Annotated in this window: 12 protein-coding genes; 5 read left to right on the top strand and 7 right to left on the bottom strand. The window is 41.7% G+C overall.

Translation table 11 applies throughout. From position 1 onward, the window contains the following. Window positions 1-15: 15 nt before the first annotated feature. Both CJD36_RS00215 and CJD36_RS00210 read left to right on the top strand, forming a co-directional pair. Complete coding sequence (locus CJD36_RS00215) at window positions 16-1347, top strand: NHL domain-containing protein (protein ID WP_105037105.1); 1332 nt, start codon at window positions 16-18, stop codon at window positions 1345-1347. A 479-nt stretch (window positions 1348-1826) separates the two neighbouring features. After that, window positions 1827-4181: a toll/interleukin-1 receptor domain-containing protein gene (locus CJD36_RS00210; protein WP_105037104.1), complete on the top strand. Its 2355-nt coding sequence runs from the start codon at window positions 1827-1829 to the stop codon at window positions 4179-4181. Between the two features lie 121 nt (window positions 4182-4302). Here CJD36_RS00210 and CJD36_RS00205 read toward each other — a convergent pair whose 3' ends face one another. Continuing rightward, window positions 4303-4746: a hypothetical protein gene (locus CJD36_RS00205; protein WP_133162428.1), complete on the bottom strand. Its 444-nt coding sequence runs from the start codon at window positions 4744-4746 to the stop codon at window positions 4303-4305. 1568 nt (window positions 4747-6314) lie between these two features. Further along, window positions 6315-6917, bottom strand: a complete 603-nt coding sequence (locus CJD36_RS00200; protein ID WP_105037102.1) for a hypothetical protein — start codon at window positions 6915-6917, stop codon at window positions 6315-6317. Between the two features lie 159 nt (window positions 6918-7076). Here CJD36_RS00200 and CJD36_RS00195 point away from each other — a divergent pair, with 159 nt between their 5' ends. From CJD36_RS00195 to CJD36_RS00185, 3 genes are all read left to right on the top strand, one after another. After that, a complete protein-coding gene (locus tag CJD36_RS00195) occupies window positions 7077-7511 on the top strand; it encodes an FKBP-type peptidyl-prolyl cis-trans isomerase (RefSeq protein WP_105037101.1) in 435 nt (144 codons plus the stop codon). Window positions 7512-7588: 77 nt separating this feature from the next. Continuing rightward, window positions 7589-8350, top strand: coding sequence for a HEAT repeat domain-containing protein (locus CJD36_RS00190; protein ID WP_105037100.1), 762 nt, complete (start codon window positions 7589-7591; stop codon window positions 8348-8350). A 110-nt stretch (window positions 8351-8460) separates the two neighbouring features. Further along, the gene (locus tag CJD36_RS00185) at window positions 8461-9819 is read left to right on the top strand and encodes a hypothetical protein (RefSeq protein WP_105037099.1); all 1359 of its coding nucleotides are present in this window, start codon (window positions 8461-8463) and stop codon (window positions 9817-9819) included. On the opposite strand, the gene CJD36_RS00180 is transcribed toward CJD36_RS00185, so the two are convergent. The 5 genes from CJD36_RS00180 to CJD36_RS00160 all read right to left on the bottom strand — a co-directional run bounded on the left by CJD36_RS00180 (window position 9820) and on the right by CJD36_RS00160 (window position 17305). After that, window positions 9820-11298 (bottom strand): glycosyltransferase family protein, encoded by a 1479-nt coding sequence (locus CJD36_RS00180; RefSeq protein ID WP_105037098.1) that lies wholly within the window; start codon window positions 11296-11298, stop codon window positions 9820-9822. It abuts the gene before it with no gap. A 271-nt stretch (window positions 11299-11569) separates the two neighbouring features. Continuing rightward, complete coding sequence (locus tag CJD36_RS00175) at window positions 11570-12655, bottom strand: PDZ domain-containing protein (RefSeq protein WP_105037097.1); 1086 nt, start codon at window positions 12653-12655, stop codon at window positions 11570-11572. Window positions 12656-12828: 173 nt separating this feature from the next. Then, the gene (locus CJD36_RS00170; protein ID WP_105037096.1) at window positions 12829-13332 is read right to left on the bottom strand and encodes a response regulator; all 504 of its coding nucleotides are present in this window, start codon (window positions 13330-13332) and stop codon (window positions 12829-12831) included. A gap of 81 nt (window positions 13333-13413) precedes the next feature. Then, window positions 13414-16035 (bottom strand): tetratricopeptide repeat-containing hybrid sensor histidine kinase/response regulator, encoded by a 2622-nt coding sequence (locus CJD36_RS00165; protein ID WP_105037095.1) that lies wholly within the window; start codon window positions 16033-16035, stop codon window positions 13414-13416. Between the two features lie 226 nt (window positions 16036-16261). Further along, the gene (locus tag CJD36_RS00160) at window positions 16262-17305 is read right to left on the bottom strand and encodes a T9SS type A sorting domain-containing protein (RefSeq protein WP_105037094.1); all 1044 of its coding nucleotides are present in this window, start codon (window positions 17303-17305) and stop codon (window positions 16262-16264) included. Between the last annotated feature and the right edge of the window lie 30 nt (window positions 17306-17335).

Raw genomic sequence — 17335 nt, 5'->3', positions numbered from 1 at the left:
TGAAAATTCATAACTATGAAAAAACTGCTATTTGCATTTTTTATGTGCTCATTAGGCACGGTTTCCGCACAAAACATTCACACTTACGCCGGTACTGGCACAGCAGGATATAGCGGCGACGGAGCTCCCGCAACTGCAGCAAATTTGAACACCCAATATGGTGTGTGGGGAGATACAGCAGGTAATATCTATTTTGCCGACGCACTCAACAACCGTATACGCAAGGTATCTTCTTCAGGTATAGTAACTACCATAGCAGGCACAGGTGTTGCAGGTTTCAGCGGAGATGGTGGATCACCGCTTGCGGCAAAACTAGACATGCCTATTGCTGTCAACCTGGATGCTCAAGGCAATATATATATCGCGGATATGAACAACAATCGCATTCGCAAGATCACCGTCAGCGAAGTAGGTAGTATCATTACTACTATTGCAGGCAACGGAACTGCCGGATACACTGGTGACGGGAACCCTGCAACCAGTGCAACGCTGAACCAACCACAAGGTGTTTTTGTAGATCGTACTGGCAATGTGTTGGTAGCGGATAATTATAACAATGCGATCCGTAAAATTGCACCATCGGGTATTATCAGCACAATAGCTGGTAACGGAAGTGCCGGTTATACCGGTGACGGTGTGGCAGCTACAGCTACAAGCCTGAACCGCGAGGCAGGTGTTTGTACAGATACCGCCGGAAATATTTATATCGCTGATGCCATCAATAACCGCATCCGTATGATTAACACCGCAGGCATCATTACCACCATAGCAGGAACAGGCGTTTTGGGGTATAATGGCGACGGCCTTGCAGCAACAGCTACACAGCTAAGAGCACCAAAGTATATATTTGTTGACAATTCCGGAGATGTCTATTTTTCTGATGCTGATAATTACCGGGTACGTAAGCTAAACAGGAGCACAAATACCATATCAACCATCGCGGGTACAGGAACTGCAGGCAGCACAGGAGACGAAGGTCCCGCTGTTGCTGCAAAGCTTAACTTCCCACAGGGTATTTTCATAGACAAGTATAGCCGCATATTTATAGGAGATGGCGTCAACCATCGTATTCGCGTGATAGGAGAAGATCCAACGCTGGGCATACCAGGCGCTGAACATGCAGGCGCTGACATTAGCATCTACCCTAACCCCACCAGCGATAGATTGGTAATTACCAGTGGCACAGAATTGTTGAAAGAAATAGTAATTACAAACATGCTTGGCGCGGTAGTTTACAAACAACAGCCCAATAGCAAAGAAATCAATATTGATGTTACCGCACTGAACGCAGGTATTTACATTGTAACTATCAATGGATACTCATATAAAATTCTGAAGGAAAAGTAAGGTGGCTTTTTCAGCAACCTCCTTAGATAATACAATAAAAGCCTGCCCCGAAAAGGGCAGGCTTTTACAATAAGATCCAACCTGTCGCGAGAATTGGCGTAGCGCTATCGTGACGAAATAGTTTAACGGGGCTATGACCCGAACATCCCGACGTATTCGTTTTGAGACAATCCAACTCGCTCCCTTATAAACCCTTCGGCAAACATTGTATCTGTCGTGGTAAAAGTTTATGGGAGGGGTAGAAAAATGTGCCTGATGGAAACTGAGAAGAAGTGAAAAGAATGTTATCGAGATAAAAGCACAATTTGACTCGAAGTGGTCTGTAAATAATTTTAATGAACGAACGTTGAAACGATCTTCTTTAGACATAAATATTAGTTCCTAATTGCTCTCAAATGTATTAGGTAGTATTCTAAAAAAATCTTTTCCCCAATTCGAGACAACCCTAATATAATAATATACATTTGATATAAAAAACAATGGCAAAAGCGTTTTTATCACACAGTAGTGCAGACAAAAATCTTGTTGAAATTATAGCTAAACAACTCGGTAGAAATCGATGCCATTATGATTCATTAACGTTTGAAGCTGGAGAAAAATCAATAGATGAAATTTTTACTGGCCTAGAATCAACAGATGTTTTTGTATTGTTCATTTCTGATAACGCATTAAATTCAGAATGGGTAAAAAAGGAAATTTCGCAGGCAAAACATTTAATAGACAGACAAAAGATATCGAGGATTTTCCCATTAATTATCGATAAAACGATAACTTATAATGACGAAAGAATTCCAAATTGGATTAAGAAACCGTACAATATTCAGTATTTCGACAATCAGGTTTTGATTCTAAAAAAAATCACTCAGTTGCTCAGGGAATCCGATTTCCAAAAATACACGCATCTAAAAAATATAAATAATTCATTTGTTGGCAGAAACAATCTATTGGGCAACTTCGAGGAAAAACTATACAATGCAGAAAATGTGATTCCATCCTGCTTGATTTCATATAGCTATTTTGATGGAATTGGTAGACGAACATTTTTGAAAAATGCTATGATGAAGGCAAATATTATTGATAAATGGTACGAGCCTGTATACATTCCAATTAACTCAAAAGAGAGTATTGAAGATTTCATTTACAAATTGAATTTCATAGAAAAAACAAAAGAAATATTCAAGTATGATTTTTCGAAGGAGACTCTCGAAACAAAAATAACTATAGCAAAAGACCTAATTAAAAAGTTTGTAAGTAAAAATGAAATCATTTTTATCGTTGACGACGGAGGCATCATATTGCCTAACACTATTATTGTTCCCTGGTTCTACGATTTATTGAGTCATGAAGATTTTTACAATCAGGTTAATATTTGTTTAATATCGAGATATAGACCAAATTTCAGGCAGACCAATGATAGTGGAAAAATTGCATCTTTTCAAGTTGATGAGTTGTCGCCCAATGACATTCGAACTTTATTCATACAATCATTACACGCTTATGACATTAAGTTAAATACAGATGATATTAAATTTTTCTTAAATCATCTACACGGTATTCCCGGACAAGTTACCTATGCCATAAATTTAATCAAGTCACTATCATTGCATGAAGCCAAAAAGCTTGTCAGTGATATCAAAGAATTGGATGAATATAATGTCTTAGCACTACTGGATTTCTTAAGTGACGATACCCTTTGCATTCAAATATTAATTGCTCTGTCTAAGATAGAAATTATTAGTTATGACATTATCTACGAAATATTTGGAAACAATGAAGAAGTGAGCAGGTCATTACAAAAACTCTTTGATTTGAGCTTATTTTATAATGTCAGTTCTACGCATGAGTATTTAAAATTAAATACATCTGTGTCAGACTATATCAATAGGTCCCAATTAGAACTAGAAAATAAATACAATCTTAATCTAAAAGAGTTTGTTAGTAAATCGCTACAAAAACCTCTGGAACTAAATGAAAATACAGATTATTCTGAATTTTTAATTTCGTTAGAAAGCATGATCAAAGCGAAACAACCCATTCCAAGTAAATACTTCATTCCTTCTTTCTTTCTAAAATCTATTGTTAGGGAATATTATGAGGGCAATTATGACACTGTTATCGACCTATCTAATCAAATACTACAGTTTGGCAATAAGTTTGACAGCCAGATTATTCGAGAAACAAAATATTGGTTGTGTTCTGCCTACTGTAAAGATCACAGAAAGGGTAATAAGGACAAATTCTTTGAAGAAATTCAGTACTTTAAAACTCAAATAAATGAAAATGAATATAACAATCTAAAAGACTATAATTTCTTAATGGGGTTCTATTATAGAAACTCAGATCAAATGGAAAAAGCAGAAGAATATTTCACAAAAGTATTATCAAGCGACCCAAATCACTCAAGAAGCAAACGTGAACTAGTTAGTGTTTATTTGCGACAAGGTTTCTATTCAAAAGCTTTGAATTTAGCTGAAGAAAATTTCAAAAAGTCAAAATCAAACATACATCACATTAATGCATATTTCAAGTGCTTGGTAAGGAAATCTGATTTAAATAGTGATGAAAAACTGACCTTAAAAGAGCTGTTAGAGAGGACTGCCAAAAATGTGGATAAAAGAAAAGATGAATTTCACACTGCAATGTCTAGTGAATATGAGTACTTCATTAACCACAAAGTTGATGTTGCAATTGCAGATTTAAAGGAAACACTGAAAACAACAAAACGATCTATCCATTGCTTTAAAGCATTGAGTGATATTTATCGTAGAATTGATGCACAAGACGAACTTACAAAACTAAATAGATTGTATCCCGATCTAGCAAAACAGCATTGATTCATTAGGTAACAGTAGTAGAAGAAAATCTAGTTTTACATAAATAAATAAAATTGAAACTTCTGAAATCAAAAAACGCCCGCTCATAAGAGCGGGCGTTTCAAATATCATTTAGTAAATACTATCCATCAATATCATCATTGATGATCACATCAGTAAGGATATAATCCCTTTCACGGCGGATCTTGATCTTAGCCCATATGGCGGCATGGCCAATATGCACCTTATTATCGGCCTTGGTAATATCTATAGTGTCGTAGATGGTATTGCTCGCATCGTAGATCATCAACTTGGTCCAGCGGCAGGTAGGATCAAGACCCTCATGCTTCATTTCCTTATTGTGGAAATAATCATAACCATACTTCTCTTCAAACAAACTCAGACGCTGGTAATGATCACCGGTAAAGTCATACAACATACGCGTAGTGGTATGGCCATCCTTATCTATACCAACGGCTACAATGTGCAGGTTCTCAACGCTGTTGCTTCTTATACGCAACGTCTGTCCCTGGGCCGAAGCAATGCAAAGAAAAACAAGACAAAGGGCAAGTATGTGTTTGATCATTGTGTGTGTATTTGGTAAGTTTACCATGGCTAAAAACCATTCAGCCATCAAGTTCCAACAAAAATAATTAAAGTGCGCATATTTAAATATCTTTTTTGCCGTTTGTGGAAAAAGAGTTGAGAAGCATTATCCATTTAGTTACCTGACCTGAAGCACAATTAAAGAGTAAAACTCTTTTAGACGAAATGTAACTGGCATCAGGAAAATCCTGGTTCAGACGACCTCCAAAAAACATATCCACAGAAAATCACCCACCTCAAACCCTTACCCACAGTGAATCCCAGCCGATTGCGCCTTCAATTTTGTGGATATGTTTATTTGCAGAATTTCATTTCCCGAATTAATTTGCACCGAAATACAAATTCGTCATCCTTAGCTCCGGTTTACCAGGAGTTTATCATGGTGAGGGACGACACGCTCTTTGACATTATGAACCCTATGAATAAACACGCAACACACGTAGGGGCTGAATATCTTCAGCCCTGCGGCAACCATATTATACAAACTATCCTGATCCTCCTTTGTAACGAGGATCCACCGGCAGGGCGTTCACAACGCCCGTCACTACCTATCCTGGTCCTCGTTTGTTACGAGGATCTGCCCGGCGGGGCGTTTACAATGCCGTCATTACCCATACAAATACCAACATGTAAACCTCTTTAGAAACGAGGCACGAAAAAGTGGAAGAAACCGGAAAAAAGTGGAAGAAAGTGGAAGTTTTGTGAAATTTGTTAGAACGCCACGAAACCCTTACCCACGGCACAATACAACCAAAACACACGAAACAAAACTTCCGCAAACAAGAAAAAACTTCCACTGGAAAAGTCTTACAAAAATTGGTGTTCGTAGATACGTTATGTCACCCCTCGTTCCCACAGCAGCCAGATAACAACAAGTGACAACTCTGGTAGAGACGCATAATTGCGTCTCCTCATCGACTGAGCAAATCAACAACATAAACTAAAACTGGCACCATGTGGCAGAAAGTGGCAGGAAGTGGCAGATAGTAGCAGTTTGTTAAAATCCGTCAAAAACCTTACCCATCCACACATACAACTGAAACTACTAACACAAAACTGCCACTTTTACGAAAAACTGCCACTTTTCAAAAAAAATTAAACATTGATCCTCGTTTGTAACGAGGATTCACCGGCAGGGCGCCTGCCTGCCGGTAGGTAGGTTTGTAACGCCCGATGAAAAAAATCCGCTATTAGGCGCTTGACGATTGCCACGCTGAGGCACTCAAACCGCCACAATCGGGATGACGTCGGGTCGGGCATTGTCAAATTACCGAATTATCAAATTGTCGAATTCACCAATCGGGCACGATCGGGCATACCCATTTTTCTTAATCAACTAATTATCAACCAATTACATCAAACCCATGCCCGATTATTTTTTGCATCAGGTCGGGCATTGTTAAATTGCCGAATTGCCAAATTCACCAATCGGGCATGATCGGGCATACCCATTTTCCTTAACCAACTAATTATCAACCAGTTAAATCAAACCCGTGCCCGATTATTTTTTGCATCAGGGCATTGTTAAATTGCCGGATTGTCCAATTCTCACTCTAAAAATCCCTTTATGAGACTCGCCCATTGCGCATCAGACATGCCCAGCCATGCGGTAAAGCCCACAAGGCTGTTTCGTACATTATCCAATACACTACCCTCTTTATTGATCTCCTCGTTCCTGCCATGATAAGACGCTTTCAGATACTTACCTATCCGCTCCACCACAAATGTACTGGAAGCCTGTTCGCTAAAGAAGTGGGCAGTAGCACCAGCTGCCTTTGCCGGATCCGCAACGGGGTGTACGCGCATAGCAAATGTTTCCCGTTCATCATCGGGGTAATCATCATACTCTACCGACTCTATCAACACCCAATCGTAACCCCCTCCCGCGGCAGGCCCTGGCCCGGGAATATCTATGCGGATATGATCACCCCTGTGTGCACTGCGGTTCACTGGTTTGCCATGGCTGTCTGTAAGCACAAAAGCCGCGCTGAAAGTGGTAGCATAGTTCTTCCAGTTGTTCACATCCAGCATCCTGTCTTTGGCATCTATAAACCAATCCTCTGCATCTTCCAATGATTCGCCGGTTACAGAGTGTTCTAAGTCTTTAGATGGTCCTGTATGCTGCTGGGGTACAAGATAGTGCTGATCCATAGCCAATGCTTTTAGTAAGTAAAAGATAAAACTTTTATTCCGTAATGGTTCATTTTGTATAAAAACAATACCAACTAAATATTAAAAATCCATTGTGTTATTGCCAAAATAAATACCTCTTTAGCCGAAAATTGATAGTTTTGCTGCAAATTAGATCTTATGAGTATAGCCGATAGATTATTTGGAATGAAGAATGAAAAAGCCGCTGCTAACCTGCAGGAAGGACAGGATTTTCTGGCCGCCAACAAATCAAAAGCTGGTGTTACAGAACTGCCCAGCGGACTACAATATGAAGTAATAACAGCTGGCACCGGCGACAAGCCACGGGAAACAGACAAGGTGAAATGCCACTACCACGGCACCCTCATCAACGGCACTATATTTGACAGCTCTGTACAGAGAGGTCAGCCGGCTACTTTCCCGCTCAATCAGGTTATCAAAGGTTGGACAGAAGGCGTACAGCTAATGGGCGTAGGCAGCAAATGGCGCTTCTTTATACCACCGCACCTTGGCTATGGCGACAGGCAGGTAGGACCAACAATAGGCCCTAATACTACGCTTATTTTTGAAGTAGAACTATTGGGAATCAACTAATTCCTTACAGATAAAACAAGACGGGAAGCACATAAAAGCAGCTGCTTTTATGTGCTTTTCATTTTACCACTACATATATGGCCTTTTACGACAATAGTAAAGATGAACGGGTGCTGATCATTGCGGAGGTAGACCGCAATATAGCGGCTGATATCAGCGGGGGTACAGAGGGCTATCTGCTACACTACTTTGCCGATGAGGATACTTACATCCGTAAGTCGGCATACCTGTCTGTTGGTAAGATCTATAAGGGCGACAGGGAGCTATTGCCCGCGTTGCTGCATGCACTTAACCAACTCTTTACTTCCGGCGACGCAAAGGTGAGGCAGACCGTTGTAAATGCCGCAGGTGAAATAGGCAAGTATGACTTTGACACTGTAGCCCGCTACTTTGATACTGGCTTATTCGACGAGCATCATTCGGTAAGAAATGCAGTTATAGGCTCTGTAAAGAAAATGGGCGAAAAGAACCCGATACCTGTCATAGAATGGGCTCGCAAATACCTGCACCATGAGGATAAGGAGATCCGCCGGGAAATATGCCATGGTATAGAGTTGCGCGGCCGCACCCATCCGCAGGATATATTGCCGCTGCTCAAAGAACTGCAATATGATACGACACGCAGGGTAAGATGGACACTGGTGCACGTAATGGGCCAAATCGCCTACAAGAAGGGTTGCTTGGAAACTGTAATGGCCGACATACTGCAGTGGGAAAATAAAGCCCTCGTAAACGATGCTATTGAGGAGATCATAGATGTGCACCACCGATACCGCAACTTTTCCTTTTACACACAAGATCAGGCAAAGGCATATATAGAAGGACTAACAGCCGGGTAACGTCCAAACCTTTCATGGAAAAATAATCTAAAAGCTACTCCAAACAGATTTTTTACGATACATTTGTTTTTTCATTATTTTATAGTGCATATTTTTTGAATAAGTCAGGAATGAACGATAATAAAACCATTAAATATTTACTGGCCGGCGTACTTATTGCAGCACCTGTTATTCTTATTATCCTCATATGCATTTCTCCGCTCAGGCTTATTTATGATGAAAATAATTTCGTCAGCAATATACCACTGCTGGAGCGATGTGGTCTTTCAGTTGAATTTATCAGGGGCATAAGGAACCAATCTCCGGGGCCACTATACCAGTTTATCTATACTCCGTTAAAGGCTATTGGCATAACCACTATTGTGCAATACAGACTGGTGAACATGCTGATGTTGCTAGGCAGTATTTTCCTTTTGCATAAGATGATGAAGGAGGAAAATGTGGAAAACCCGATCATCAAATCGATGCTCATATTTGCTATCCCCGGCACATGGACAACAGGTGGTCTGGCACTTACGGAAATACCCTCTATTCTCTTCTTGCTATTATCGGTATATGCATTGTTTATGTCAGCAAAAGAACACCGTAACAGCTTCCTGCTGATGTCTGTTTCCGGCCTGTTGATGTCACTGACCATTATAGGCAGAACACCTTTCCTGATGGTATTACCCGCAGCAGCCTGCCTCTTCTTTTTGCAAAAAGACCGCAATATTCCCGCAATACTATCCTACTTTCTTTTGGCAATGGCTGCACCGCTTGCTGTATTCTATATATGGAAGGGATTGGTGCCCCCACACGTCCAGACCATACAATCGGGCATAAAGCCGCTGTTTCTCACATATGCTTTCAGCTACCTGTGCGTATTTGTCCTTATTATCAACCCAACCTGGTATAAACTACCTGCGGTGTACTATAAGGCACTAGGTGCGCTCTTTATATTGCTTTTAGTACTTAACGTTACTGTATTACATATCAACTTTGTACCACTCAAATCTTTGAGCACCAAGCTGCCTGCAGGTCCTGGCTATTTTGTAGATCATATACTCTCCTCCGCTATACCTTGTTTGATGTGGTGTATGTGTGCCCTACATATTGTTGCTACTGTTCTTCACATCAGTGAGGATAGAAATAATGCATGGAAGATATTCCTGTTGTTCGCAGCTACATTTATAGCTATAACCACCATTAAGAGTGCGGCCCAATTTTCTACAAGATACCCGTATCAGTCATTCCCGTTTTTGCTGTTGTACTGCGCTAAAGACATTAAGCTAAACAAGTGGTTGCTAATAAGAGCTGTAGTAGGTATTGTATTGGGTATTGTGTCATTAAGAAGCTACTACAGCATAATGTATCACGAGGTGACAGAACGGAAGTTAAAAGTCAAAAGTCAAAACATAAAAGTCAACCCAGAATATAGTGCATTTACGGTAGTCCACTCTACTGAATGTCCGTTAAGCATTGGCGGTTAATTACTTTGGATACGCCCTAAAAACAGCCCATATAAATGAGCGATCCTGCCAGTGATTGAAGTTGTACTTGAGTACCCATGCAGGCAGCTGGCAATAGATGAGTTCGGTACGGTAGCCGTCTAGTTCTTTCGGTGGATGTACACTAGTGCCGAGGTAGATGACGGCTTTTTTATTGCTTGCATTTAGCACGTCTTTTAGGCCTGAAGTATCTTGCAGCACCGCAATATCCATTGTTCCCGGCAAGGGCTTGTAGAAATTACATTCAGCTTTATCTTCTTTGTAGGGCGATTTTTCGAATGCGACTATTTGGGTAGGGGTATGTTGCGCATAGCTATAGATGAAACTGTAGTACTTTACAAGTTCCTTAGAAGGAGTGAATATCTTAAAGACCAATACGCCTATATTAACTACCACCAGTAATTTAAATACAAACTTATAGCCTTTACTCGCCACTATACCCGGGAGCAAGTCATCAAAACCACGACAAGCGACGTAGATAAAGGCAAAAGAAGCCGGGAACAAGAATCGCAGTTCTTTGTGCCCAATAAAGAAATGCCCAAAGAGGAAAGTGATACAGACCAATGAGAACAGATCGACCGGCCGCTTCCAGATACCCTTAAAGAACAGAAATAACAATACCAGTGCAATGGGTGCTATACCCTTCTCAATAAACTGAGGAAAGTAATAATACCATGGGAATACGCCAAACTTAGCGGCTACATTCTGAATAATGTTTACGTCAAAGTAATTATAGAGAGCAAAGATCCATTCATTATAGTACCAATGGTCTATACAAACAGAGAGGCCCATTGCCATCACAGCAAAGAAGGTAAGTATTAACAAGTCTTTGAATGGCCATTTGGCTACAAACAGCAACCAGATGCCCAATCCTACAAACGCAAAACTCATTTGCAGGCGCAGGAAGAGTGTGAAGCCCAGCAACAATCCGGCAGCTGACAGGGAAAGGACTTTACGTACACCGGCCATGTTGGTTACCTGCAACATAAGCGATAGTGCAAGGAAAAAGAAATCTGCAGAAATGGTTTCGGCAGAAAAACGGACACCCAGGTAGGGAACAAACCAAAGGAATAAGCTACAGGCAGCAAACAACCTAGCTCCCTTTTCTGTGGTAAAACCCGGCGAAAGCACTTTTATGAGCCTGATAGCTGTGAACCAGGTGAGTACACCCATTGATAAGCGCAGCAGAAAAGCCAGCACAAAAGGACTTGTGATGCCGATCAAAGCCAGTACAGACGAGTAACAATAAACAATAAAAGGTTGCAGCGCAGAGCGGCATTTAGCCCCATATTCCCACGGCAAATCAGATAAGGGGGACAGGCCGCGTTTGTAGTTGTAGAATTCGAGGATCTGAAAATGCTCATCGGGGTGCAACCAACCTACACTAAAGCATGCCGCTATTACCTGGACGAGCAGCCCGAGGAAAAACCAATTGCGGTATGTTTTGTTTGTGGTATTCATGGCATTTATTAGTTGATAGGCATTATAAACACCTAACCGGGGTATCCGCCGATAAACGCGGAGAAGAAAGTGATTTATCAAAACGAATACGTCCCGACGTTGTAACCTCCTCCCCCTCGTTCCGAGGGTACTCCTCCTTCAAAAGGAGGAGAGTGTGCGCTGCAGTACTTTAACGATTTCTAGAAACTTTGGAATTATTCCGTGTTTATTCTCCTTAAAAAAAGAGCGCAAAGGGTTTGACTTTGCGCTCCTGAATATTGGCAGTATTGTACTATAGTTCTTTTCTTGTCTTTTCTTTAGTGAACCTCATATAAGTATACATGATAACACCATCTCTTTTAAATTCGATAGCTACCTTTTGGTTTGGCCATGTGTCGTCTAGAATATCCTGTATGTCACCAACAGTAGTAACACGAAGGTGATCTAACCTGATAAGCACATCACCATTCTGAAGACCAGCATAATCTGCAGGCGAGTTAGCCTTTACATCAAGTATTGCCACTCCCCTGCCATTTCTTGCTCCCTCGGCAGTAATACCCATTTGCGGAGTATAGTCGAAGTAGTTGTCAACAGTATTATAAGTATAGGCATTGAGGAATGGGCCAGGAATACGACGGTTGCCGTGTAGATCCGGAACTGTATATTCGTAAGTCTGGTTTCTGCGACCGAGGCTTGTTTCAGCCAGTTCCGCTTCAGCATGCAAAATGCGACCGCGGCGATCATAAGTGATCATGATGCGCTCTCCGCCATCATGGTCGTTGATAGCACTAACCAAATCGCGGGAGTCTCTTATTTCGCGGCCATTGATGCGGATGATCAAATCACCCGGAAGCAAACCAGCCTCATCGGCAGGGCTATTACGTACTACAGAGCTTACATGCGCGCCATCATAGTCGCCATACTGATCGGTAAGCACGCCCAATACAGTGCGACGGGAATGATCAACATATTCATCTTCAGGAATAGGATTCGACCTTTCTAATTTCTCTTCCTTCTCTTTGTTATTGATGATGATCTTCTTCTTTCCTTTCTGATTATCAGAAGATATCAATTCACCATTAACGTAAGTTTTACCATCATTTACCTCAATAACGGTAGCACCATCGCTATTAGCTATCTCAATAGTTTCCTCTTTCTGAGATGCTTTTGGCCTGGCTTTGTAATGCTTTACAATACGACGCCTTACTACTGTGTCCTTTTTAACAACGGTGGTTGTTTTGGTAGTAGTGGCAGCAGGCGTGGTTGTAATTACCGTTTTTTTGACGGTAGTTTTTGTTGTCTTCTTAACCTGGGCATTGGCAGAAATGGCCGCTATGCTTACCGAAGCCGCTAAAAATATTCCTATTACTGTTTTCATTTAGTTTTGTTTTGTGGAGCCTCACCCTTTTCAATAACCTGACAGGATTACGCCCCTACAAGGCTTTGTCCTTTTAATTTAAAACCAAAGGCTTACGCCTACTCTCTTGACCAAGCCCTTTCAGGGCTATACATTTTTTGTTAGTCCGGTTCTTATCCCAAAAATAAGAACGATTATCTAAGGCGCATTACCATAAATATAGACAGCAAGATAATGAATATCAAACCAACTATCAATGAAGTAATAATAGCCCTGTATGTTTTGTTCGCGGCTTTAATGTTAGACAGTTCATCGATATTGTTGATGATGTTCTCCATGCGTGAGAAGGCTGTTTCGCCCTTGATGACGTAATCATAAGCGCCATACTTCATGCTATCAACAGCAATCTCGATCTTATCCTGACCTGAAAGCATGATCACCTTAGCTTCAGGATGCATTTCCTTGATCGATTTCAGCACCTCTACTCCATTCTGCGCATTAGGCAGGTGAGCATTTAGGTGATAGTCCAAAACAATGATCTGCGGATTGAGCTGCATGTCTTTTACTGCGCCTTCGCCGCTATCGTAAGTTTTGATCTTGTATTCGAAACGCTCAGACAGGTAGTCTTTCAGCATCTCGTTCTGGATCGGCTCGTCGTCAACGAGGAAAATGTATTGTGTACTCTGATCTATGGCCATATGATGTTTGTATTCGGTAACTAATCTACAAAAGTAATCATGAAAAAATAATATGCCATATTATCTGTTCAATATATTTTTCTATTCTATATTTTTTAGCTCTTCAAAGGCTTTTGCGCACACTCTTTTCAGCAATCTGATCAGTTCGGGCAGTTTCTCTTGCTGAGACGAAGACCCTGCTGATTGTTCAATAAGCAGAATATTACTTACTTCCTCCTTAACACCCATATAAGACAACTGGGGCTTAAGCGAATGGGCTGCGATCTTTACTGACGGGTAGTCTTTAATTTCCATTGCAACATCTATGCTGCCTAGTAATTTGGGTGCATTATCGAGGAACATGGATATGTACTTCTGCATTTTATCGGGTTTACCACCGGTAAACTGTTTCAGGAACATCCTGTCGGTTACATGTTCCGGAAGTGCTTTTTCTTCGGGCATAGGTTCTTGTTTTGAGTTGTTAACTGCGGGCATATTGTTGCCAATAACTTCATGGATCTTTAGTAGTAATTCATCAACGTGAAATGGTTTGGAGACGTAGGCATCCATACCAGCATCAAGGTACATCTGCACATCTTCCTGCAGCACATTGGCCGTCATAGCTATGATCTTTACGCTTTTTGATGGTTCTTCCATCTTATTCCGGATAAACTTAGTAGCTGTAAGGCCATCCATTACAGGCATTTGTATGTCCATAAGCACTACATCGTAAGTATCGGCCTTCAACCTGTTGATAGCATCCTCTCCATTTACAGCAATATCAAGTGCCATGCTGGGAATGAGTTCCTTCAAAGTGTCTTCGGCAACCATTCGGTTAAAGTCATTATCTTCAACCAGCAATACCCGGATATTGTTCAGCCGATCCATAGCGGCAGCATCTAACATACTTTCTTTTATTTCACTTTCCTGCACAGTAGCTTCCTCAAAAGGAATAACAACCGTAAACGTAGTTCCCTTCTGCAATTCACTCTTAACTGAGATATCTCCGTTCATAAGCGTAACCAATTGCCGAGATATAGTGAGCCCAAGGCCTGTGCCCCCAAACTTTCGGGCAACATCGCTACCTGCCTGAGTAAAGCTGTCAAATATTTTGTCGACATAATCAGGCGAAACACCAATGCCTGTATCTATTACATCAAACTGTATCCATAGCTTGCTGGCCCTCTTTATCAGACTGGTCTTTATTTCCACATAGCCGCGCTCGGTAAACTTAACTGCATTACCGGCTAGGTTAATGAGTACCTGGTTAAGCCTTGTGGGGTCGCCAATAAGCCTGTTAGGAATATCTTTATCGGTATTGATACGTAATTCTATATGTTTTTCCTCTGCCTTGAACATGAGCATATCGCGCACACTCTGCAGCACCTCCCGAATGGTAAAATCGGTATGTTCAATTTCTATTTTACCGGCCTCTATTTTAGAAAGATCGAGAATGTCATTGATAATGACCAACAAGTTATCTGCCGATAGCTGGATGGCATTGAGGTACCGCAGCTGGTTGGGCTTAGGGTCTTTAGACAACAATAAACGCGTCATTCCCACTATGGCATTCATAGGTGTGCGGATCTCATGACTCATATTGGCCATGAACTGATGCTTGAGAAAGGCTGTGCGTTCTGCCACCTCTTTCTCTTTCTGCGCCAACTCTATCTGCTGACGTACCTGCAGGTTGCGCAGCTCGTTGATGATCTTCTGCTTGAATATTTCTTCTTTGAGCTGTTCGAAAGATTTGAGGTGATGGAACGCCTTGGGGATGTCGCCCATAGCATCATAGAGCGCAGAGAGCATTTCATGTATGCTCATCAGGTCGTGACGTCGGTTATACTCCGTGGCCATATTATAGGCCTGCTTCAATAGATCAGATGCTTTGCGATAAGAGCCCTCATCCATATACATACGACCGAGGTAGAACTCGCAAATGATCTGCACTTCTACATTACCCAGATGCTGTGACACATTTAGCGCATTGGTGAGGAATTTGCGGGCCTCCTCGAAATTCTGCATTTTGTAGTAGACCTTACCTAGTCCACTTTCGGCCATTACATAGGCCAGCGTTTCAAACTCAGACAATTCTATATTCTCCCGGAAATAATGCAGCGCTTCTGTAAATTGTTCTTTCTTGAAGTAGATATTACCTAGTGTATTATAGATATTGGTAAGGCTGTTAACACTACGTGCCCGCTCAAATATCGGCAAGCATTTTAACGCATATTCCAGTGCACTGTCGTAGTCATTAAGATCATACAACAGGTTGGAGATACTAGTAAGAATTACTGATTGGGAAAACTCGTCGCCCAGTTCCTCATATATGGTGAGCGCCCGCTCGAAGTGAGTCAGTACACTCGCAAGGTCACCCTGGTCGCGGTAAATATTACCAAAATAATACAGAATACGCGCCTGCATGCGCTTATCCTTGATCTTGATAGCTACGGCCATACCCTCCTTTAAAGCTTCCAGCCCGGCTTCATATTCTCCTTTTAACCAGTGGCAGGACCCTTTCATTTTTAAACCATGACCAAGCCCGGCAGTGTATGAAATAGCTTTAGAGCGGGAAATGATCTCATCGGCTATCTTCATTGCCTCATCCACTTCAAAATTTCTTACTTCTACAGCTATACTGAGTAACGTGTCTATGCGTCCTTTTTCATCAGTCTGTGCAGCCAGTTCCTGTTGCAGTTCTTTATATCGTGGGGTATCCATCATTGTCTAAGTCAAAAGTTAAAAGTCAAAACCCTACCTACCGGCAGGAACGCTAAAAATGCCGCATAGTGCGCTCATTTTGAAGCACATAAATGTAGGGAAAATGAGGGAATGACGGTATGATGGTCATCATTGATCCACAAACATGCTCCGGCAGACCAGCCTCAACAAATCAAACCATTCAAGAGATATTGCCAAGGATACTCTATCAGCAACCTAACCTGAAATATTATTGTTTGCTAAAAGATCCTGTGTAGATGGGCACTCCATTTGCCCCGGTAAGTTTTAAAGAATACACACCGGTAACCAAATCGCCAACAGAAGTTTGAATTTTGTTCATACCTATCTCCAGCGTCACGTTTGTGTGTTGAACCCTTCTACCCAAAACATTGAACAGCTCCAGGGTGGCGCCAGTACTTTTTGCCGATGAAATGGCCAGGGTAAAGCCAGTTGATGCCGGGTTAGGGTAAAGACTGGTTGTAGTGGAAGGATTTACATTGCTTACGCCAACTGAAGCCCCCAATAGATAGGTAACGCTTCTTTCGATAAAGTCGGTTCTGTGCGCAAAGCTATCGATAAGGGAAGGGTCAAATAATGTGCTCATAACGGAGAATCCAGGTTCTTTATGATGAAACATACACTGCCGACCATTGAAAATATAGGATGGACCACTCATCTCATAGATAGGCATAGTTGATGCCAGTGGCATGCATCCATCTATATACCATGCGGTAGGAAATATCCAGCGCAAGGTAGACGGGAAAACAGACGGAGCTGTAACAATACGATCAACCGAAGGACAACCAGTTCCGCCATCGTTCGCATATGACTGCACATTGTATGAAGCCAATCCCATTATATCATAAGCGAAATTGCCGGCAACCATTGTATCCAATCCTCCATGAACCTGATAAAGCACATCGGAGCCAATTACCCACACCGGCTTGCCGGTTGCTGCAAAATTGATCAGGTCACTATTGCCGGTGGGTGATGTACCACCCTCCCATATCTGCAATCCTGCACCATCGGTGGAGCAGTACCATACAACCATATCAAAGCCTGCTAAATATGCAGCGGTAGGACCTGAACCAGAATCGGGGGCACTCCAGTAAGTATAGCTGCTGTAGATGGCATGATTAAGGTCGCTTAAAAAGGTATCGGTATTGTAGGTGATATTGTCATTGTCGTTAACCACGAGGATGTTCTGTGCATGGGATTTTGTACCCAAAACCATCAGGCAGAATAAGATCGAGATAGTATATAGTTTGTTCATAAAACGCGTGGATTTGCTTATTCAATAATA

This window comes from Flavipsychrobacter stenotrophus, assembly GCF_002954265.1.
GTDB lineage: Bacteria > Bacteroidota > Bacteroidia > Chitinophagales > Chitinophagaceae > Flavipsychrobacter > Flavipsychrobacter stenotrophus.
The sequence above is the reverse complement of the archived record's forward strand: the minus strand, read 5'-3'. Positions and strand labels throughout refer to the sequence as shown.

Excerpts from the sequence above, each read along its gene's own strand:
- CJD36_RS00175 (WP_105037097.1), bottom strand. The coding sequence starts at position 12,655 with ATGAAAACAGTAATAGGAATATTTTTAGCGGCTTCGGTAAGCATAGCG.
- CJD36_RS00205 (WP_133162428.1), bottom strand. The coding sequence starts at position 4,746 with ATGATCAAACACATACTTGCCCTTTGTCTTGTTTTTCTTTGCATTGCT.
- CJD36_RS00180 (WP_105037098.1), bottom strand. The coding sequence starts at position 11,298 with ATGAATACCACAAACAAAACATACCGCAATTGGTTTTTCCTCGGGCTG.
- CJD36_RS00195 (WP_105037101.1), top strand. The coding sequence starts at position 7,077 with ATGAGTATAGCCGATAGATTATTTGGAATGAAGAATGAAAAAGCCGCT.
- CJD36_RS00170 (WP_105037096.1), bottom strand. The coding sequence starts at position 13,332 with ATGGCCATAGATCAGAGTACACAATACATTTTCCTCGTTGACGACGAG.
- CJD36_RS00210 (WP_105037104.1), top strand. The coding sequence starts at position 1,827 with ATGGCAAAAGCGTTTTTATCACACAGTAGTGCAGACAAAAATCTTGTT.
- CJD36_RS00200 (WP_105037102.1), bottom strand. The coding sequence starts at position 6,917 with ATGGATCAGCACTATCTTGTACCCCAGCAGCATACAGGACCATCTAAA.
- CJD36_RS00190 (WP_105037100.1), top strand. The coding sequence starts at position 7,589 with ATGGCCTTTTACGACAATAGTAAAGATGAACGGGTGCTGATCATTGCG.
- CJD36_RS00215 (WP_105037105.1), top strand. The coding sequence starts at position 16 with ATGAAAAAACTGCTATTTGCATTTTTTATGTGCTCATTAGGCACGGTT.
- CJD36_RS00185 (WP_105037099.1), top strand. The coding sequence starts at position 8,461 with ATGAACGATAATAAAACCATTAAATATTTACTGGCCGGCGTACTTATT.
- CJD36_RS00160 (WP_105037094.1), bottom strand. The coding sequence starts at position 17,305 with ATGAACAAACTATATACTATCTCGATCTTATTCTGCCTGATGGTTTTG.
- CJD36_RS00165 (WP_105037095.1), bottom strand. The coding sequence starts at position 16,035 with ATGATGGATACCCCACGATATAAAGAACTGCAACAGGAACTGGCTGCA.